The sequence below is a fragment of the Pseudomonas sp. Leaf434 genome (assembly GCF_001425545.1).
Classification (GTDB): domain Bacteria; phylum Pseudomonadota; class Gammaproteobacteria; order Pseudomonadales; family Pseudomonadaceae; genus Aquipseudomonas; species Aquipseudomonas siliginis.
Map to the genome: position 1 here is coordinate 1,449,611 of NZ_LMQZ01000001.1, position 19,585 is coordinate 1,469,195.

The window sequence follows — 19,585 nt, forward strand, 5'->3', positions numbered from 1 at the left end:
ATTGATAAATCTCACCAATACGCGTTCGGCGATGATCGTTCCCACGCAGGAGCGTGGGAACGATCAGGGCCATCGCATCACGGCTTGCAGCTTGACGCTTGCAGCTTGCAACTGGAGCAAAGCGACCATGACCATCAAACAGATCCGGGCCTTTCTCGCCGTGGCTCACAGCCTCAGTTTTGCTGTGGCCTGCGAGCGTCTGCACCTGTCGCAGTCAGCGCTCAGCCTGACCATCAAGGCGCTGGAAGAGGGCCTGGGAGGGCGTCTGTTCAGCCGTAACACGCGTAATGTCGCGTTGACCCCGGAAGGCGAGTCCCTGCTGCCGCTGGCGCGCCGCTTGATCGCCGACTGGGACAATGCCGAAGACGAAATGCGCCAGCGTTTCAGCCTGCAGCGCGGACGCGTGACGCTGGCGGCGATGCCGTCATTTGCCGGCAATCTGCTGCCGCCGATCCTCAAAAGCTTTCGCGCGCGTTATCCGAACGTCAACGTGACGGTCAACGACGTGATCAACGAGCAAGTGCTGGAAATGGTCCGCGATCGTCAGGTTGAACTCGGTGTGGCGTTCGCGCCGATGCAGAGCACGTCGATGACGTTCACGCCTTTGTATGTCGATCGCTTTGTCGCCGTGGTGCCGGCCGATTCAGCGCTGGCCGGTCGCGCCGACATCGATTGGCAGACCTTGCTGGAGCAACCGTTCATCACCCTGCAGCGGCCATCAACGGTGCGGGTGATGCTGGAAGAGCATTTGCAGGCGCGCGGAATGAAGTTGCCGGTGGAGTTCGAGAGCCATCAATTGGCGACGGTAGGGCGAATGGTTGCCAGCGGGCTTGGGGTCAGCGCGGTGCCGGCATTGTGCGCGGGGCAAATGCGTGAGCTGGGCGCGCATTGCCTGACCTTGAATGATTCGGTGGAACGGGCGATTGGTGTGTTGACCGAGCCGGGCAATGACCTGTCGGCGGCGGCGCAGGCGTTGTTCGAGATTCTCAAGGCTGAAGATTTGCAGCGCCAGTTCGATTTTCCCCCCACCCTGGGAGCGCGGAAACAGAGCGCCGAACGCTGATTCAGTGTGGGAGCGAGCCTGCTCGCGAAGAACGATAACGCGGTCTAAACCTTGGCCACGCGCCACAGATACCAGGCCGCAAGCGTCCGATAAGGTTTCCACGCCTGGCCAATCTCGATCATCTGTTTGCGCGTCGGCTGCACCTCCAGTCCCTTCAAGCGCCGATATCCCTCACGCACGCCAAAATCATCCGCCGGCAGGATGTCCATACGTTCCAGGCTGTAGATCAACAGCATCTCCACGGTCCAGCGGCCGACCCCGCGCAGGCTGGTCAGGCGTTCGATCAGGGTTTCATCGTCCATCGCCCGTGCAGTCGGGTAATCCGGCACCACGCCGTCCAGCGACGCCTGGGCGATCCCTTGAATCGTCGCAATCTTGCTCGCCGAAAAACCACAAGCACGCAGTCGCTCGACCTCGGTAGCCAGAATCTGCTGCGGATGCGGAAACGACTGGCCGGGGAACAACTCCACCAAACGCCCAAGGATCGCATCGCCGGCCTTGGCGTGCAGTTGCTGATAGGCAATCGCCCGTACCAGCGATTCATACGGGTCGCGCGCCGGATGTGGCTGATGCAGACATGGCCCGACGGCGCTGACATGGCGCTGCCAGTCAGTGTCTATCGCGGCCAGAAAAGCGCTGGCCATCTCATACATGTCAGCCATGTTGCGGTGATTCGAACGTACTCATCGAAATCCCTGTTTGCGTGTTGGATCGCACGGCTCAAAAAGCCAATTGTTGAGTCATTTGCAGTGCGGCGTTTTCCAGTCTGAGTAGAAACGCCTTGCGCGGTTGTCCGCCACCATAACCGGTCAGCGAGCCGTCTGCGCCGATCACTCGGTGGCACGGGACCACAATCGACAACCGATTGTGCCCGTTGGCCAGGCCGACGGCACGGCTGGCGCCGGGTTTGCCCAAGCCTGCCGCGATGGCGCCGTACGTGCTCGTGCGGCCATAGGGAATTTGCAGCAGCGCCGCCCACACCTCACGGGCGAAAGTGCTGCCGGGCAGGTGCAGCGGCACGCTGAACTGAGTCAGTTTGCCGGCGAAATAATCCGCCAGTTGCACCTCGATCTGCTGCAAGTGGGCGTTATGCCCCGGTGCAACCGCATAGCCGTAACGGTTTTGCAGCGCTTCGACTTCGCGGGTCAGCGCCGGTCGATCGAGAAACTCCAACAACACCAGCCCGCGCCGCTCGGCCATGGCAATCATCGGCCCCAGCGGCGTGGTCAGGCGGGTGAACAGCAACGGCTCACTGTTGGCCGCACGGCCCGGGGTGATGTGGAAGGACTTCTGAAACGCATCGCGAAAACCGCTGAGCGACTCGTAGCCGGAGTCGAACGCCGCGTGATCGATCGACGTGCCTTGCCTGATCCCGCCCAAGGCCATGCCAAGGCGACGTGTGCGCAGCCAGGCGTGGAAGGTCATGCCGAAGTGCTGCTTGAACCAGCGTCGCAGTTTCAGCGGTTCGATGCCCTCGGCGAGCAATTGCGCATCGCTCCAGCGCCGTTCGGGATCGGCGTCCACCGCATTGAGCAGGCGCTGCACCCAGTCCGGGGCGATGGCCGCTGCGTCCAGCGGTCTGCAGCGCAGGCAGGCGCGGTAACCAGCGCACAGGCATTCGTCGGCGTGGGCGAAGAATTCGACGTTTTCCGGTTTCGGCTTGCGCGCCGTGCAACTGGGGCGGCAAAAGATCCCGGTGGTTTTCACGGCGGTGAAGAACACGCCTTCATAGGCAGTGTCGCGCTCGAGCATGGCGCGAACCATTTCGGCGTGGGGCGGCAGGGCAGCGGCTGGTATGTTCATAGCCAGAGAGTAAATCCGCTTTGTCGATGGCTCCACCGAAAAATCGACAGTGAATTTTTTCCCTTGTGCAGCACAATGGGCGGGTCGCCGCTTTCGAGGAAGCCAACCCATGCATCCGTTTTCCATTCAGCGCATTGATCACATCGTTCTGCGCGTCGCCGACCTGCAACGCAGCATCGATTTCTACGCCGGGGTGTTCGGCGCCGAAGTGGTCAGGCATAACCAGCCGCTGGGGCTGGTGCACCTGCGGGCCGGTACGTCGATGATCGATCTCGTCGACCTGGCGGGCGAACTCGGGCGCAAGGGCGGCGGCGCCGCTGATGCGCACAAGCGCAACGTCGATCACTTCTGTCTGCGCATAGAGCCGTTCGACGAAGCCGCGCTCATCGCCCATCTGCAATCGTTCGGGCTGACCGTTGAACAAGCCGCCAGGCGTTTTGGCGCCGAGGGTTACGGCTTGTCGCTTTACTGTTTCGACCCGGACGGCAATCAGGTCGAACTCAAAGGCCCGTCCGAGAGCGATCAGCCAGCGGTTTCCTGAAGCAGCAGCTCGGCCACTTGCCCGAGGGCCGAGCGGCCGTTTTGCGGTTGTTCAGACGCCAGATTGAACAGCGCCAGTTGCCGATCGGCGCTGGTGCCGCTGTCGATGATCGCCCGGGCACGTTCGAACAACTGCGCCGCGCCCAATACCTGTGCCGTTTCGGCAAAACGCTGCTCGGCCAGTTCCAGCCATTGCGCGAGCGAACAGTCGCCGTCGATGCCTTCGACCAAAAAGCGCGCATGAATCCCCTGATGTTTGGCCCGCCAGCGATTTTCCTCCAGCATCGAACGCGCGGTCTGGTCGTACAGCAATCCGGGCCGTCGCTGTGTACTGGCATGGGCCACCAATACCCGGAAAAACGCCGCCAGGGTCAGCGCATCGTCGACCCGAGGGCAGGCGTCGGTCATGCGCAGTTCCAGGGTCGGAAAACGCGCGGCCGGGCGCACGCCCCACCAACACTCGCCGGGCTGGCTGATCGCGCCGATACGCATGAGAAACGCCAAGTGTTCGTCGTAATGGCGCTGATCGGCAAACAGCGGCGGGATGCCCATGCGTGGCCACTCGTCACACGCGGCCTGCCGATAGCTCATGAAATCGCTGGCGGCGCCATCCCAGATCGGCGACGAACAACTCAGCGCCAACAGCAGCGGCGTCCACGGCAGGACTTCGTTCATCACGGCGATGCGATCCAGCGGCTCGATCACCTCGACGTGCACATGCAGCCCCGACAGCACGCTGCGCCGGGCAACATGGCCGTAGCGCTCGAACAGATGATGGAAATGTTCCTCGTCGGTCGGAACCTGCTCGCGCCAGTCGGCCAGCGGATGACTGCCGGCGCTGAGCACGCCCAGAGCAAACGGTTCAAGGGCTGCACCCAAGGCCTGACGGCTGCCACGGAGAAAATCGCCAGCGTGCACAAAGTCGCTGAACACCGGCGAAGCCACTTCGATCTGCCCCTGAAACATCTCCGTGGCAAACCACACACCCAGCGCCGCCCGGCAAGCCTCGATGGCCTGTGGGGGCGGACTGCCGACCATGCGCAGGCTCTGCAGGTCAGTGAGAAAGTACTCCTCCTCAATGCCGAATCGCGGGTGGCTCATGACAGTGCTCGAGCAAGTGGTTCTCTTGAGAACCGTGCGCCGTTGCGGTGGTTCACGCCAGGCGACCAGTGCCCCGCGAATGCACCGTTGGTCTTGTCCATTGCACTTGAGCGGCCAAGGCGTTTCCAAACAAGTCCGATCAACGTGTTCTGGAGGCAGACATGAGCAACCCATCCAGCAACGACAAAGCGCTTGAGCAAACCGTCAATCCCAACGACGACGGCTTCGCCATCGGCACGGCCGGGCGTGATGAAGACCCTAACGCCACCACCGACTGGGATGTCAGCCGTGACAACGAAGATGTCATGACGCCGGACAATACTCGCGGTCTGCCCGGTTATCCCGGGGCCGAAAAAAACAATCCTTCGAAACCTGTTGCCGACAGCAGCGTACCGGCCAACGGCGACCCATCGGTGCAGAACGACGGCGCTGATTGAGGTGGTCAGCAGTGGCGGGATAGTGGCGTCGGTCGAACTTTTCTGATCCGGCGCCACTCTGAACCTGTCATAGGGTCGCAGTTCGACAGAAAAAACGCTTCGGCAGGCAGAAAAAGCCGCGTGGCGTGATAAATTCCCCCCACGTCGAGCCCACCCAGAATGGCCCCTGCCGGGTCCCACCAAGAGCGATCTACATGCAAGCAAAGGCCCGTGAGGTTTATGTGCCACCGGTGCTGCAAGATCTGCGGGCCGGCACAGCCGAACTGCACATCGCACTGGAAAAACGCCTTCCTTTTTTTACCGATACCCTCGATACCCCCGCATTCGAGCGCTTGATGGCGGCCTATTACGGTTTTTATCAGCCGCTGGAACGGGCGCTGCTCGCCAGTGGCGCTGTCCCGGATGATTTCGATCTGACGCCTCGTTTGAAGGCCGAGACCTTGCACGCCGACCTGCGCGCGCTGGGCGCGACGACCAATGATTTGCCGCTGTGCAAGGACTTGCCGGTGATCGACTCCAGCGCCGCCAGTCTCGGTGTTTTGTACGTGCTCGAAGGCGCGACTCTCGGCGGGCAGATCCTGCGTCGGGAGATCGCCGCGCGGCTGAATCTGGACGCCGACAATGGCGCTGCCTTCCTCGATGTCTACGGCGCGGCCACCGGGCGGCGCTGGCGCGAGTTCATCGAATACCTGAGCAACCGGCCCATGGCGGCCAGCGAACGCGCGGCCGTGGTCAGCGCAGCACAAACCACATTCAGCTGTTTCGAGCAGTGGCTCGAGCGCCAGGAGGTACTGGCATGAACCCGCAAGACCCACAAGCCTTTGAAGAACTGCTGGCCAACTGTGCCGACGAGCCGATCCGCTTTCCTGGCGCGATCCAGCCCCATGGTTTGCTGCTGACCCTGACCGAGCCTGCGCTGCAGATCATTCAGGTCAGCGCCAACGTCGAAACCCTGCTGGCCCGCGCGCCCGAATCGCTGATCGGCCAGCCGCTGCACAGCCTGATCGGCGCCGAACACACCGCGCACGTGCTCGAAGCCTTGCAGCAGACAGCGTTTTCCGAGGCGGCGCCGCTACGATTCGAGCTCAACGGCACTGAATTCGAAGGTTTGCTGCACCGCCATCAGGGCGTGCTGATTCTCGAGCTGGAAATCCATGTGAAGAATTTCCAGCCGCGCAACGTCGCCGGGGTCAATACCCACCTGGGCCGCATGCTCCAGCGCCTGCAAGCGGCGACCACGCTGCAGGCCCTGTACGACATCAGCGTCAAGGAAATCCAGGCGATGACCGGTTACGACCGGGTGCTGATCTATCGCTTCGAGGAAGAGGGCCACGGTCAGGTCATCGCCGAAGCGTCCGATCCGTCGATGGAAGTGTTCAACGGCCTTTTCTTCCCGGCTTCGGACATTCCCGAGCAGGCGCGCGAGCTGTATCGCACCAACTGGTTGCGGATCATCCCCAACGCCGATTATCAGCCAGTGCCACTGGTGCCGAAGCTGCGCCCGGACACGCAGACGCCGCTGGACCTCAGTTTCGCCACGCTGCGCAGCGTCTCGCCGATTCACTGTCAGTACATGAAGAACATGGGCGTGCTGTCGTCGATGAGCATTTCGCTGCTCAAGGGCGACAAGCTCTGGGGCCTGATCAGCTGCGGCAATCGCCAGCCGCTGCACGTGCCGCATGAATTGCGCATGGCTTGCCAGACCATCGGCCAGGTCCTGTCGTTGCAGATCAGTGCCATGGAAACCCTTGAACTGACCCGCCAGCGTGAAGAGAAGGTCGAGGCGCTGTCGCGGCTCAACCAGGCGATGATCGATTCGCCGCAGAACGTTTTCGACGGCCTCGCCCAGCAGCCAGCGACGCTGATGGCGCTGGTCAATGCCGGCGGCATCGCGATCATCGAAGACAAGCAACTGCACCGTTACGGCAACTGCCCGGCGCCGGAAGAAATTCGCGCGCTGCACAAGTGGTTGCAGGCGCGCGGCGAGCCGGTGTTCGCCAGCCATCACCTGTCCAGCGTTTACCCGCCGGCGGCGCAGTATCAGTCTGTGGCCAGCGGTGTGCTCGCCATGAGCCTGCCCAAACCGGTGGACAACGGTGTGCTGTGGTTCCGTCCGGAAGTGAAGGAAAACATCAACTGGAGTGGCGATCCGCGCAAACCGCTGGATCTGGAAACCTCCGATGCCGGGATGCGCCTGCGTCCGCGTACCTCGTTCGAAATCTGGAAGGTCGAGATGGCCGGGATCTCCACCAAGTGGAGCCACGGTGACCGGTTCGCCGCCAATGACCTGCGCCGTTCGGCGCTGGAAAACGACCTGGCCCGTCAGGTACGTCGCGAGCAGGCGGCTGTGCAGGCGCGCGATGATCTGGTGGCGGTGGTTTCCCACGACCTACGCAACCCGATGACGGTGATTTCGATGCTCTGCGGCATGATGCAGAAAGCCTTCAGCTCGGAAGGCGCGCACACTTCGCGGCGTATCTCCACTGCAATCGACACCATGCAGCAGGCCACGGCGCGGATGAACACGCTGCTGGAAGACCTGCTCGATACCTCGAAAATCGATGCCGGGCGCTACTCGATCACCCCGCAGGCGCTGGAGGTCGGGCACATCTTTGAAGAGGCCCAAGCGTTGCTGTCGCCGCTGGCCCATGACAAGGACATCAGCATTTCCTTCCAGGCCGATCCTGACCTGCGCATCCACGCCGACCCCGAGCGGCTGTTTCAGGTGCTGTCGAACCTGGTGGGCAACGCCATCAAGTTCACCCCGCGCATGGGCACCGTCGGCGTACACGCGAAATCGGTGGGCGACGAGATCGTGTTCATCGTGCGTGACAGTGGTGAAGGCATTCCCAAGGAGCACTTGCCGCATGTGTTCGACCGCTACTGGACGATAAAGGAAGGCAACCCGACCGGCACTGGCCTGGGTTTGTACATCACCCAAGGCATCGTCGAAGCCCATGGCGGCCAGATCGTCGCCGAGAGCGAGCCGGGGCAGGGCAGCGAATTCCGCTTCACCGTGCCGCGCCTGGCCTGAGTGCCCCTGTAGGGGGAGTTTGCTCGCGATGGCGTCAGTCCTGACAAGTCTGTTGTGACTGACCGAACGCTTTCGCGAGCAGGCTCGCTCCCACAGGTCTTGTGGGGGGGCGAGATTTGAGTCTCACGCAAAACTTGTGGGAGCGAGCCTGCTCGCGAAGACGTCAGCTCAGCCAACACTGGGCGACTGACCCACCGCTCCCTCAGAAGATTCGCAGCCTCAGGGTCATTTTCTTCAATACTGCAAATCCCCCGCTCGCTACCGTAGCCACCTCGTTCCGCGATTGAAGCAGGTGTGCAATGAGTCTGATTCTTTCCATGGCGGCGTTTGCCCTCGCCGCATCCATCACCCCCGGGCCGGTCAATATCGTCGCCTTGAGTTCCGGCGCGCAGTACGGCTTTCGCGCCAGTCAACGGCACGTGGCCGGGGCGACGTTGGGGTTTGTGCTGTTGCTGGTGCTGATGGGGCTGGGCCTGCATGAAGTTCTGCAGTTGTGGCCGTTCATGACGCGCGTGGTGCAATGGGCCGGAGTGGCGTTTCTGTTGTTCATGGCCTGGAAACTGGCCAGCGATGACGGCCAGCTGCACGCTAGCGAGTCCGGCCGCGCGCCGTCGATGCTCTATGGTGCGGTGATGCAATGGCTCAACCCCAAGGCCTGGCTGGCATGCGTAGCCGGCATGGGCGCATTTGTCGCCGACGGCGAGGCGCGGCTGGTCTGGCAGTTTGCGGCGGTGTATCTGGTGATCTGCTATCTGTCGGTGGGCTGCTGGGCGTATGCCGGGACGTTTTTGCGCGGTTATCTGAGCAATGCCGCCGGGATGCGCTGGTTCAATCGGTTGATGGCGTTGTTGCTGGCGGTGAGTGCGCTTTATTTGCTGTTCACCTGATTTGCTGTAGGAGCTGACGAGTGCAGGGGTTTGCATGTACGGGAGATAAAAGTCAGCCGCGATACTGCCCCGGCGTTGCCGCCAGATGTTGTTTGAACGCTCGCTGAAAATGCGCCTGATCGGCGAACCCGGCCTGGAGCGCGACATCGGCAATCAATTGGCCGCTGCGCAAGCGCTCGCGGGCGAACTGGATGCGCTGGTTGACCACGAACGCATGGGGCGTCATCCCGTAGCGCTGCTTGAACGCGCGAATCAGGTATGACGGCGACAGCTGCGCCGCCGCGCAAATCGCCTCGAGGCTGAGCACTTCGGTGCAATGTCCACGGATGAAATCAGCGGCGCGTTCCAGCTTGAAATTCGGCTCATCGACGGGCTCATCCGCCGGATTGAGGCGGACCTGCAAATCACTGAAAAACTCTACCGCCGCGCTGTGTTTCGCCAGCGCCTCCATTTGGTCGTCGAGCAAAACCTCATACAACCCCATCAATTTGCCGAACAGCTCGGCATCAGCCAGATGCGTGTCGGAAAATCGCCGGAATTCCAGCTCCCCGGCAAACCCCAATTGACGCTGCAAATCCGTCAGCCACGGCGTTTCGACATACAACATCACGTACGACCAAGGCTGATCATCGATCGGATTGCAGGCGTGTACATCGCCGGGATTCATCAGCACCACGGTGCCTGCTGCCACTTCATACTGCGCCTGCTCATGCACATAGGTGCTGCGCCCGGCGGTGATTGCGCCGATGGAAAAGTGCGCATGGGAATGCCGCGCATAACAGACTTCACGACCATCCGCGATGGCCCGCGCTTCGATGAAGGGCAGGGCGTCGTCGCGCCAGAAGCGCGGGGCTTTCTCGGGGTTTTTCGCAGCGGCGTGTTTCATCGTGATTGTCCCGGCAGGTCAGCGCCTGAGTGTATTAGCTCTGGCCGTCGAATGCCCGTTGCAGTGCGGCAACATCGAGTTCTTTCATCTGAAACATCGCCTGCATTGCAGCGCCGGCTGTTATAGGCTCTGGGGGGGCGTGACACCACGGGCGCGATGGAGATTTCTGCCCGCGATGTGGTTCGTCGGTGTTCAACCGCAGTGTTGATGAGGTCGAGGTGAGCCTCGGCGCGCTGGATGCGCCGGATCAGTTGAAGCCGACCTATGAGAGCTGGATTGTGCGGCGTGAATCGTGGCTGCCGGATTTTCCGCTGGCCAGGCATTACCGTGGTGATCGTGAAGGCGAAGGGCGGGCAGAGGGGTAGGGGATTGATTCAGCCTTCAGCACGCTTGCGATTTCTGTGGGGGCGAGTCTGCTCGCGAAGGCTTGTTGTCGAGCGATGATTTGTTCTGGTTGACCGAGTACATATCCGTTGCTGCGGTAACGGCTGCTTAGGGTTTCGCCCTTACGGCGACTCACTTTTTTTACAAACGCCTAAAAAAAGTAAGCAAAAAAACGCTTGCTCCTGCGTTCGGCCCTCGCAGGCTCTGCACCTCCTTCCGCTGTGTCTGGCTGCGCCAGACGGTCGCTGCGCTCCCACGCCCGGATCAATCCCTCCGCTCAGCCTTCCGACGTCGCCGGTGGATCAAAAGCAAGGTCAAAAGCACTCGAGCTGGCGCTCATTGTTGAGTGGGGCGGCTTTGCCGCGGGCAGCTGCGCTGCTTTGCTTTTCTGTGGAAGTGAGTTTGCTCGCGATAGCTATCTCAGAGATACAAATGAGCAGCGGATCTACCCTGATCCCTGTGGGAGCTGGCTTGCCAGCGATGGCGGCCTTCCAGCCGACCAGTCTCTGACGGATATACCCAATCCCAACTGTGGGAGCGAGCCTGCTCGCGAAAGCGGAGTGTCATTCGCAGATAATTGGACTGGAGAGACGCCTCGCGGGCAAGCCCGCTCCCACAGGGGATCAGTGTTTGCCAATTGCAGTAAGCCTGATTGAGGCGGTTAACCGCGAATAAACGCCAACAAATCAGCATTGATGGTTTCAGCCTGCGTCGTCGGCATGCCATGCGGAAATCCCGGGTACGACTTAAGTGTGCCGTTGGGCAGCAGTTTCGCCGATAACGGTGCGGAGTTGGCGTAAGGTACGATCTGGTCATCCTCGCCGTGCATCACCAACACCGGCACGGTGACTTTTTTCAGGTCTTCGGTGAAGTCAGTCTGCGAGAACGCGACGATGCCGTCGTAATGCGCCTTGGCCCCGCCGATCATGCCCTGGCGCCACCAGTTGGCGATGATTCCTTCCGCCGGCTCGGCGCCAGGGCGGTTGTAGCCGTAGAAAGGTCCACTCGGCACATCGCGATAAAACTGCGCGCGATTCGCCGCCAACTGCTCTTGAAAGCCATCGAACACCGATTTCGGCAAACCGCCCGGGTTGCTTTCGGTCTGCACCATCAGCGGTGGTACGGCGCTTATCAATACCGCTTTGCTGACCTTGTCCTGACCATGTCGGGCGATGTAATGGATCACTTCGCCGCCGCCGGTGGAATGGCCGACGTGGACAACGTCGCGCGTACCCAGATGATTGACCACTGCCAGCACATCGTCGGCGTAGTGATCCATGTCGTGGCCGTCCCAGACCTGGCTGGAGCGGCCGTGTCCGCGTCGATCATGAGCAATCACCCGAAAGCCCTGTGCCAGGAAAAACAGCATTTGCGCATCCCAGTCATCCGAGCTGAGCGGCCAGCCGTGGTGGAAGTGGATCACCGGCGCGTCGCGCGGCCCCCAGTCCTTGTAGAAGATGTCGACGCCGTCTCGAGTGGTGACAAAGCCCATATTCGTTACTCCTGACCTGTGATGGACAACCGCGAGGTTCGCGGGCCGGTTGCGCAGAGATACGACGACTCAGTGCGAGCCGTTATCAACTGTAGGAGCAAAGCCGGGGTCTGCATGACCGCTGGTCACAACGTCTGGCTTCAAGCGCAAATTAGGCTTTGCTGAAAGGGATAAGCGCGGGCGTCCGTAGGTTTTTGCGACCACAGCGACGCCCCTTTGCAATACGTGAGTCTGAGGAAATCACCCGATGCTGACCCTGAATATCAATGGCAAGGACCAAGAGCTCGATGTACCCGCCGACATGCCGCTGCTCTGGGTTCTGCGCGATATCGCGCACCTGACCGGGACCAAGTTCGGTTGCGGCATGGCCCAGTGCGGCGCCTGCACCGTGCACGTCGACGGCGCGCCATTACGCTCCTGTATCACCCCGGCGACTGCCGTCGCCCATGGGCAGAAAATCCTCACCATCGAGGGCTTGTCCACCGATGGCTCGCACCCGGTGCAGCAGGCCTGGGCCGAGCTGGACGTGGTGCAGTGCGGTTATTGCCAGTCCGGGCAGATCATGTCCGCCGCCGCATTGCTGGCGAAAATTCCCAAGCCCACCGACAGCGATATCGATCAGGCGCTCTCCGGCAATATCTGCCGCTGCGGCACCTATCCGCGCATTCGCGCTGCGGTCAAACGCGCCGCCGAAATCGGCTGATTCATTCTCTGGGAGAGGAACGATGAACAGTCCTGTATCGCGTCGCGGGTTTCTCAAGGGCAGCGCACTGTTAAGCGGCGGTCTGATGGTGGCGTTTGTGGTGCCCGGGGCCAACCGCTTTGCCCGGGCGGCAGAAAATGAAAACAAGACCTTCGCACCCAACGCGTTTTTGCGCATCGCGGCGGACAACAGCGTCACTGTCCTGCTCGGTCATTCGGAAATGGGCCAGGGCATCTGGACCGGCCTGACCATGCTGATCGCCGAAGAACTGGACGCCGACTGGTCGAAAATCCGCGTCGAGCACTCGCCAGCCTCAGCGGCGGATTACGGCTTGCCGGCTTTTGGCGGCATGCAGATCACCGGTGGCTCGACGTCGACCTGGATGGAATTCGACCGCTATCGACTGGCCGGGGCGACGGCGCGGCAGATGCTCGTGGAAGCGGCTGCGAAACGCTTCGACGTCGCGCCGTCGACGATTCGCACGGAGTCCGGCGTGGTCATCGCCGGGGACCAACGCGCGACCTACGGCGAACTGGCCGATGCCGCCGGGCAACTGCCGGTGCCTGACCCGAAAACCATCACTTTCAAGGAAGCCAAGGACTGGAAAGTCATCGGCAAACCGACCAAGCGCCTCGATACCCCGGAGAAGATCACCGGCCGCGCCAAGTTCGGCATGGACGTGCAGTTTGAAGGCCTGATGACCGCGATGGTCGCCCGCGCGCCGGTGTTTGGCGCCACGGTGAAATCCTTCGAAGGCGCCGCAGCGCTGGCCATTCCCGGCGTACACAAGGTGGTGCAGGTGCCCAGCGGCGTGGCGGTGGTGGCCGAGCATTTCTGGGCGGCGAAGCTGGGCCGTGATGCGCTGAAGGTCGATTGGGACCTTGGGCCGTTGGCCGACATGAGCAGTGAAAAGCTGCTGGAGAGTTTCCGCAAACTGGCGGCGACGCCGGGCACCTCGGCCACGCAGGCTGGAGATGCCAAGGCCAATTTCGGCAAAGCCGCGAAAAAAATCGAGGTCGAATACAGCGTGCCGTATCTGGCCCACGCGCCGATGGAACCGCTCAATTGCACGGTGAAAATCAGCGCCGGAAAATGCGAGATCTGGACCGGCACGCAATTTCAGACGCTGGACCAAATGGTCGCCAGCAAGATCACCGGGCTCAAGCCCGAACAGGTCGAAATTCACACGGAATTTCTCGGCGGTGGCTTCGGTCGCCGTGCCAATCCGACTTCGGACTTCGTCGCCGAAGCGGTGCAAGTGGCGAAAGCGGCGGACCTGCCGGTGAAAACCGTGTGGGCGCGCGAGGACGACATTCGCGGCGGCTACTACCGCTCGATGTACCTGCACAAGGCGCAGGTCGGACTGGGTGCTGATGGTTTGCCGATGAGCTGGGAGCATGTGCTGGTCGGCCAGTCGATCATGGCCGGGACGATGCTCGAGGCAGCGATGGTCAAGAACGGCATCGATGCCACCTCGGTCGAGGGCGTGGCCGACAGTCCGTACATCAAGGATCTGCCTCATCATCAGGTCGAGCTGCATTCGCCGCAGACCGGCATCAATGTGTTGTGGCTGCGTTCGGTGGGCCACACCCACACGGGTTTTGTCATGGAATCGCTGATCGATGAACTGGCGACGGCGGCGGGCAAGGATCCGGTGGAGTACCGACGAACGCTGCTCAAAGCGCACCCGCGCCATCTCGGCGTGCTCAATCTGGCGGTGGAGAAGGCCAACTGGGGCGCGCCGTTGCCGGACGGGCATGCTCTGGGCGTGGCGGTGCACGAGTCGTTCGGCAGCTACGTGGCGCAAGTGGCGGAGGTGTCGCAGGACAATCTGGCGATCCGCGTGCATCGCGTGGTCTGCGCGGTGGACTGCGGCATTGCGGTGAATCCGCAGAGCATCGCCGCGCAGATGGAATCGTGCATCACCTTCGGTCTCGGCATGGCGTTGCACAGCAAGCTCACCGTCAAGGACGGCGGCGTCGTGCAGTCCAACTATCACGATTATCAGGTGCTGCGGCTCAACGAAATGCCGGTGGTGGAAGTGCACATCGTCCCCAGCAGTGAAAAACCCGGCGGCATCGGCGAGCCCGGCGTGCCACCGACCGCGCCGGCGGTGGCCAACGCAGTGTTCGCCTTGACCGGGCAACGCCTGCGCGAACTGCCACTGCAATTGTCGGGGGTGTGAGATGAAACGACATCTTGTGTTGGGCACCGTCGTGTTGCTGGGCCTCGGTGGCTATGCCTCGGACCTGTTTGCCGAGGATCAGCAGGCGTTGAAAGCCTTCGCCACGGTGCAGAAAGTCTTTCAGAGCCCGCGCTGCCAGAACTGCCACATCCCCGGCGATTCGCCGTTGCAGTTCGACGCTGGCATCCCTCACGCGATGAATGTAGTGCGCGGCATGGATGGCAAGGGCGCCGCCGGTTTGCCCTGCGCCACCTGTCACGCTGAAAGCAATCCGCCGGCCAGTTATGGCCCCCATGCGCCGCCGGGTGCGCCGCACTGGAGCCTGCCGCCAGCGGCACACAAAATGGCCTGGATCGGCCTGCCCTCGGACAAGCTCTGCGCGATGATCAAGGACCGCGCGAGCAACGGCGATCGGGATTTTGCCGCACTGTTAAAACACGTCAGCGAAGACAAACTGGTGCTCTGGGGCTGGAATCCCGGGGCAGGGCGCGCACCGGTGCCGGTGCCGCACGATATTTTCGTCGCGCAGTTCAAACTCTGGGCCGATGCCGGCGGGCCGTGTCCGGTGGCGCAAATGTGATGCCCCGACGATTAAGCGCTACGCTGAACGCATTACTGTCTACGGAGTGTGCGCATGCTGGTGCCCGGAAAACCTGCCAATGAAGCTGCACGAATCGACGCCTTGCACGGCCTCAACCTCGACTCGGCCCCTGAAGAGCGTTTCGATCGTCTGACGCGCCTGGCCAAGCGCCTGTTCAACGTGCCGATCGCCCTGGTCACGCTGGTCGACAAGGATCGCCAGTGGTTCAAGTCCTGTGTGGGTCTGGATGTCAGCGAGACATCCCGCGATGTCTCGTTCTGCGGCCATGCGATTTTGCAAAACGAGCTGATGCTGGTGCCCGATGCGTTGGAAGATTTGCGCTTTCATGACAACCCGTTGGTCACCGGCGCACCGAATATTCGCTTTTACGCCGGTTATCCGCTGACCGTGCCGGACGGTAACAAAATGGGCACCTTGTGCCTGATCGATACCAAACCCCGCCATCTCGACGACGAAGAGCGTGCCTTGTTGCGCGACCTCGCGGAGATGGCCGAGCAAGAGCTGACGGCGGTGCAGATGGCAAGCATGGATGAACTGACGCTGCTGTCCAATCGCCGTGGTTTCAAGCAACTGGCCCAGCATGCGCTGGATGCCTGCGCACGTTTGAACCGACCGGCGACGCTGCTGTTTTTCGATCTCAACGACTTCAAGCAGATCAACGATCTGTACGGGCATGCCGAAGGCGACAGTGCGCTGAAGACCTTCGCCGATGTGTTGCGCATTGCCTTTCGCGAGAGCGATGTGGTCGGGCGCTTGGGTGGTGATGAGTTCGTCGCGTTGCTGACCGGCTCGAGCCACGTTGAAACCACGCGGATCATGGCGCGGCTCAAGGAAATCCTCGAAGAGCGCAACGCCACGCTGCACCGTGGTTACGCGATTCGCTTCAGCGTCGGCCAGATCGAATACGACCCCACACGCCACGAAAGCGTTGATCGCCTGCTCGCCGATGCGGATGGCGCAATGTATGCGCACAAGCAAGCTCTGAAAGGCTGTTAGTAACGGCCCCATCGCTGGCGAGCCAGCTCCCACAGAGTCCAGTGACGTTAATGAGGTGTGAGTTCACCTTGAATTCCTGTGGGAGCGGGCTTGCCCGCGATGGCGGTGGGTCAGGCAATTTGATGCTGGCTGATGGAATGTCTTCGCGAGCAGGCTCGCTCCCACAGGCCTCGATGGCGCGGAGGATTTTTCAGTTCAGCACCATTTATGTGGGAGCGAGCCTGCTCGCGAACGCGTCAGCCGATCTATCGCCGGATTCGCCAGTGCTCAGCGCTTGGGCGGGCTCAGCTTCTGGTAAAACGCCAGCCATTTCTCGTGACTCGCAGCGGCATCCTCGAGTTCGGGCACGCGCAATGCGTCTTGCAAGGCTTGCGCTTTGAAAGCATCGAACAGATGCCTGACGGCAGTGCTGGCGATGGCGTTGACTGTGTTGGAGGCGAAAGTATCGGGCACGGCGGCGCGCTCCTGTTGCGCCAGGGGTGCGCCCTGAATATCGAGGCGAGTAATGAACGCGTTACAAGTGGCATTCAAGCGAGGCTGGGAGCCGTGCCTGTAGGCTTCGGCGTCGACGGGCAGCGATTTCGCCGCATCATTTGCCCCCGATGGTTTGAGTAATGCAAGGTCGATATCGCGACGCAGCACCACTTCATTCCTGCGAGTGAAAATCTCGAAGACTCTGGCTGGACTCCCACGCAGCAGCGCCAAGATGCCGAATGGCGCAGTGCTGGCGTCAGCCAGCTTGTCCGTGGCTGCCGATACTGGCCGCAGGGCGAGCAGTTCCAGCTCGTGGTCTTCGATGTCGATTCGCTGCGCGAACGGCAAGCGACAGAGCGCTTCCTTGAGAAATGCGATATGTGCGTCTTTCATTTGCCTCAGGCGTGCGCTCAGTGCCGCATGGAAGTAGGTCGCCACATTGTGCAGTCTGGGCAACGAGGCAAGCATGGGGGCCAGTTGCAACTGTGCATTGCTCGATTGCCATCCTTGCAGGTCACCTGTCAGCTTGCCGGCGACATGCAGTTCGCTCAGCGAATAGTGCGCTGCAGAGGTCTGCGTGTTGGAGTCGGGAGCAAACAGCGCCTTCTCCGTGAGGTAGGGGGAATCGCTGAACACCTTGCGCAGATCGGCCAGGGCAACCGTGACGGGAGTGGGCGGTGCCGAGAGGAACGCCCGCCGATAAAGATCGTTCAACAGGCGATTGTGGTTGCGGAACAGGACATCGGCCTGCTTCAGCGTCGTGGCGTCATAAACAGTCACCGGAAATTCGGCGTTGCGCTGGATCAGCCCTCTGGCAACCGCCCAGTCAACGACCAGTGAGGCACAGGAATCCTCGCGCAGAAATTTGTAGAAGTGCGTGGGGGCCGGGCCTTTGGTCAGTTGGTTCAGTTGCTCATAGCTCATCAGGCGTGCCACACCCGGCATTTGGCTTTCGATATACAGCACGACCTGCTTCAGCCTGACCCAACGCGAACAACTCATGTAACAGAGTGATGGCGGAATATGCCGGGTCAGAAACTCCGGCGCTATACCGGACAACAACAGATGGGTGGCCAACGTCTTGTTTTTGACCGATGCAAGAGCGGGCTGCCGATCAATGAAGCGGCGTACCTCGTCATAGCTGTCGCCCCAGAAATCACGCCCCTCCAGACGTTGCTCGACAATACGGTTCAAATCCTCACCCGCGTTCGGCTCCAGGCTGAGAATCAATGCAGCGAGCAACAGGCGATCGCGGTTGGTGGCCAGCAGGCGTTTCTCCTGCGCCGGAGCGCCCAGAGTCTTCACCAGCAGATTGCCCAGCGTTTGCGCGCGCGGTGTGATCAGAATACGGCTGATCAGGTAGTCGGCTTTTGCCTGGAGCGTTTTGAGCGGCAGATCGGTATCGACACCCTCACTGAGGTAGTCGATCAACGGCGGCGAGTCTACGGGTAAAAACGCCTGTGTGGTGTCGACGATGCTCTGACGCTGTTGCGCCGTGAACCGCTCGGTTTGTGTCCAGGGCTGGCCCAGCAGATACCAGTGATTCATATGTCCGGGACGGGTGTGCAGATTGATCCTGAACCATTTCACCAGCGCGAGGGCTTGCTCGACAGTATTCGGCAAAAGCAGATTGTAGAAGCGCAGCATTTGCCCAAGGGTGACTTTACCGCTTGAACGCAAGGCGCCGCCGGCTTTGCTTGCCTTGGCCTTGAGCTGGTCGCGAAAGAGTTTCAGATCAGCCTGTTTTTCCACCTGCGCCGTCAGGGTGACCCAGCCTTTTACGCTGGCAGTACCGACATGACCGGATTCGGTGACGAGCAATTGACTGTCGGCGGGCAGTCCGTGCTGCTGCAGGATGGCTTGAAAATCCTCATCGGCGCTGAGTGTCTGCAATTGACGCTGGCCATACTTCATCCGTCCCGCCAGCGCGGAATCCGGATGGGGCTCGCTGATTTCCTCGTAATCGATCTTGGCCTTGGGCGCTTTGTTCCAGCTCAGCGCTTCAAGGCGTCGCACGATGTGCCGGTTATCTTCCAGAGCGCCAAATTCTTCACGATAACTGCGGATGGGGTCGTTGCTTTGCACGTAATCGCTGACGTAGGGCAGCGCCGGCCAGCTTTGCTGGCGCAGGCGTTGCGCAAGTGCCTTGGCTTCGTGAGCATCCAGCGGCAACGCGAATTCATAGCGCCGCAAAAGCTCGCCCAGTTTGAGCCGCGGCCCTCTGGAGGGTGCAGAAACAGAGGCCGAAGTGAGGGTTACCGGCGAGTCGAGAAAGGCTCGCTGCTCGAAAGGGTCGCTCGCCAGCAAGAGCTCATCGATTCGATCGGCAATCGCCCGGAAGTCCTCCAGTTGCGCGTCGCGTTCCTTCACCACAGCCGACGTGCTGTGGCCGTTTTCATCGATGGCAGCCAGCCCGGTTTTCTTCAGTTCGGTGAGGATGACTCGGGCCTGAATCTGGTTTTGCGGTTCCGGGTAACCATAGAACGCCAGCACCACTTGCCGTGGAAAGCGATACAGCGGGTTGGCGGATTTACCGCCGATATAGGGTAGGCCCAGCCCCGCAGGATCGATACGCTGGGAAATCGACAGCAGCATCGGCGCCATCTGCCACCAGCCTGAATCATCTTCCAGCGTGAACGTGCGGACACTGCCGGAGCCGTTCGAGGGTATTTGCGCTTGCAGGGTATCGCCCTTGATCTGCAGGGTGTCCAGATCGATGTGAAAGCGACTTGCCCAATCGAGAAATTCAGGACGTTCGAGGGCGCTCCAGTAAAGCTCCATCCACTCGCGCAGCCGGCATGCACGGGGAACCTCCAGCGTTCGCTCTGGCGCGGTGGCGCTGACCACCGGCACGGCGGTCAATTCTGCAATGAGATTCTGAATCAGCGTCTGTTCATGTACCAGTGTGTCGTCCATCTGCGCCTCCCTGGCGGCTGCTAAGCATCGAGCGCCGAGTATCGAAGGCAGGGCAGGGTGGTTGGCGGTACATATGTAGTTGG

General features: G+C 61.3%; 16 protein-coding genes and 1 pseudogene. 11 read left to right on the forward strand and 6 right to left on the reverse strand.

Translation table 11 applies throughout. The features are described 5' to 3' along the window. Positions 1-127 precede the first annotated feature (127 nt). Positions 128-1,063: a LysR family transcriptional regulator gene (locus ASG55_RS06395; protein ID WP_056784621.1), complete on the forward strand. Its 936-nt coding sequence runs from the start codon at positions 128-130 to the stop codon at positions 1,061-1,063. A 44-nt stretch (positions 1,064-1,107) separates the two neighbouring features. On the opposite strand, the gene ASG55_RS06400 is transcribed toward ASG55_RS06395, so the two are convergent. Both ASG55_RS06400 and ASG55_RS06405 read right to left on the reverse strand, forming a co-directional pair. Next, a complete protein-coding gene (locus ASG55_RS06400; protein ID WP_056784624.1) occupies positions 1,108-1,725 on the reverse strand; it encodes a DNA-3-methyladenine glycosylase family protein in 618 nt (205 codons plus the stop codon). Between the two features lie 58 nt (positions 1,726-1,783). Then, on the reverse strand, positions 1,784-2,866 hold the full coding sequence (locus tag ASG55_RS06405) for a bifunctional transcriptional activator/DNA repair enzyme AdaA (RefSeq protein WP_056784625.1): 1,083 nt from the start codon (positions 2,864-2,866) through the stop codon (positions 1,784-1,786). Between the two features lie 109 nt (positions 2,867-2,975). Between ASG55_RS06405 and ASG55_RS06410 the strand changes: the two genes are divergently transcribed. After that, positions 2,976-3,407 carry a VOC family protein gene (locus ASG55_RS06410; protein ID WP_056784628.1) on the forward strand — a complete coding sequence of 144 codons (432 nt, stop codon included), beginning with the start codon at positions 2,976-2,978 and terminating at the stop codon, positions 3,405-3,407. Here ASG55_RS06410 and ASG55_RS06415 read toward each other — a convergent pair. Next, positions 3,389-4,507: a carboxylate-amine ligase gene (locus ASG55_RS06415; RefSeq protein ID WP_056784631.1), complete on the reverse strand. Its 1,119-nt coding sequence runs from the start codon at positions 4,505-4,507 to the stop codon at positions 3,389-3,391. The genes ASG55_RS06410 and ASG55_RS06415 overlap by 19 nt on opposite strands. Before the next feature lie 161 nt (positions 4,508-4,668). Between ASG55_RS06415 and ASG55_RS06420 the strand changes: the two genes are divergently transcribed. From ASG55_RS06420 to ASG55_RS06435, 4 genes are all read left to right on the forward strand, one after another. Then, a complete protein-coding gene (locus ASG55_RS06420) occupies positions 4,669-4,944 on the forward strand; it encodes a hypothetical protein (protein ID WP_056784634.1) in 276 nt (91 codons plus the stop codon). Positions 4,945-5,138: 194 nt separating this feature from the next. Further along, positions 5,139-5,744, forward strand: coding sequence for a biliverdin-producing heme oxygenase (locus ASG55_RS06425; protein ID WP_056784637.1), 606 nt, complete (start codon positions 5,139-5,141; stop codon positions 5,742-5,744). Further along, positions 5,741-7,978, forward strand: a complete 2,238-nt coding sequence (locus ASG55_RS06430; RefSeq protein WP_056784641.1) for an ATP-binding protein — start codon at positions 5,741-5,743, stop codon at positions 7,976-7,978. The genes ASG55_RS06425 and ASG55_RS06430 overlap by 4 nt, the downstream gene beginning before the upstream one ends. A gap of 299 nt (positions 7,979-8,277) precedes the next feature. After that, complete coding sequence (locus ASG55_RS06435; RefSeq protein ID WP_056784646.1) at positions 8,278-8,865, forward strand: LysE family translocator; 588 nt, start codon at positions 8,278-8,280, stop codon at positions 8,863-8,865. A 52-nt stretch (positions 8,866-8,917) separates the two neighbouring features. Here ASG55_RS06435 and ASG55_RS06440 read toward each other — a convergent pair whose 3' ends face one another. Next, entirely contained in the window at positions 8,918-9,751 is an 834-nt protein-coding gene (locus ASG55_RS06440) for an AraC family transcriptional regulator (RefSeq protein WP_056784649.1), read from the reverse strand. A 164-nt stretch (positions 9,752-9,915) separates the two neighbouring features. Between ASG55_RS06440 and ASG55_RS06445 the strand changes: the two are divergent. After that, positions 9,916-10,116 (forward strand): annotated as a pseudogene (locus tag ASG55_RS06445) (GFA family protein); the annotation flags it as partial. Between the two features lie 680 nt (positions 10,117-10,796). On the opposite strand, the gene ASG55_RS06450 reads toward ASG55_RS06445, so the two are convergent. Further along, positions 10,797-11,627, reverse strand: a complete 831-nt coding sequence (locus ASG55_RS06450; protein ID WP_041478641.1) for an alpha/beta fold hydrolase — start codon at positions 11,625-11,627, stop codon at positions 10,797-10,799. 247 nt (positions 11,628-11,874) lie between these two features. On the opposite strand from ASG55_RS06450, the gene ASG55_RS06455 reads away from it, so the two are divergent. The 4 genes from ASG55_RS06455 to ASG55_RS06470 are packed head-to-tail and all read left to right on the forward strand — an operon-like array spanning position 11,875 to position 16,112. Beyond that, a complete protein-coding gene (locus ASG55_RS06455; protein WP_041478642.1) occupies positions 11,875-12,330 on the forward strand; it encodes a (2Fe-2S)-binding protein in 456 nt (151 codons plus the stop codon). 22 nt (positions 12,331-12,352) lie between these two features. After that, positions 12,353-14,515 (forward strand): xanthine dehydrogenase family protein molybdopterin-binding subunit, encoded by a 2,163-nt coding sequence (locus ASG55_RS06460; protein ID WP_056784651.1) that lies wholly within the window; start codon positions 12,353-12,355, stop codon positions 14,513-14,515. Between the two features lies 1 nt (position 14,516). Continuing rightward, positions 14,517-15,095 carry a hypothetical protein gene (locus ASG55_RS06465; RefSeq protein WP_056784654.1) on the forward strand — a complete coding sequence of 193 codons (579 nt, stop codon included), beginning with the start codon at positions 14,517-14,519 and terminating at the stop codon, positions 15,093-15,095. A gap of 54 nt (positions 15,096-15,149) precedes the next feature. Continuing rightward, positions 15,150-16,112 (forward strand): sensor domain-containing diguanylate cyclase, encoded by a 963-nt coding sequence (locus ASG55_RS06470; protein WP_056784655.1) that lies wholly within the window; start codon positions 15,150-15,152, stop codon positions 16,110-16,112. A gap of 267 nt (positions 16,113-16,379) precedes the next feature. Here ASG55_RS06470 and ASG55_RS06475 read toward each other — a convergent pair whose 3' ends face one another. Continuing rightward, positions 16,380-19,502 carry a hypothetical protein gene (locus ASG55_RS06475; protein WP_056784658.1) on the reverse strand — a complete coding sequence of 1,041 codons (3,123 nt, stop codon included), beginning with the start codon at positions 19,500-19,502 and terminating at the stop codon, positions 16,380-16,382. Positions 19,503-19,585: the final 83 nt, after the last annotated feature.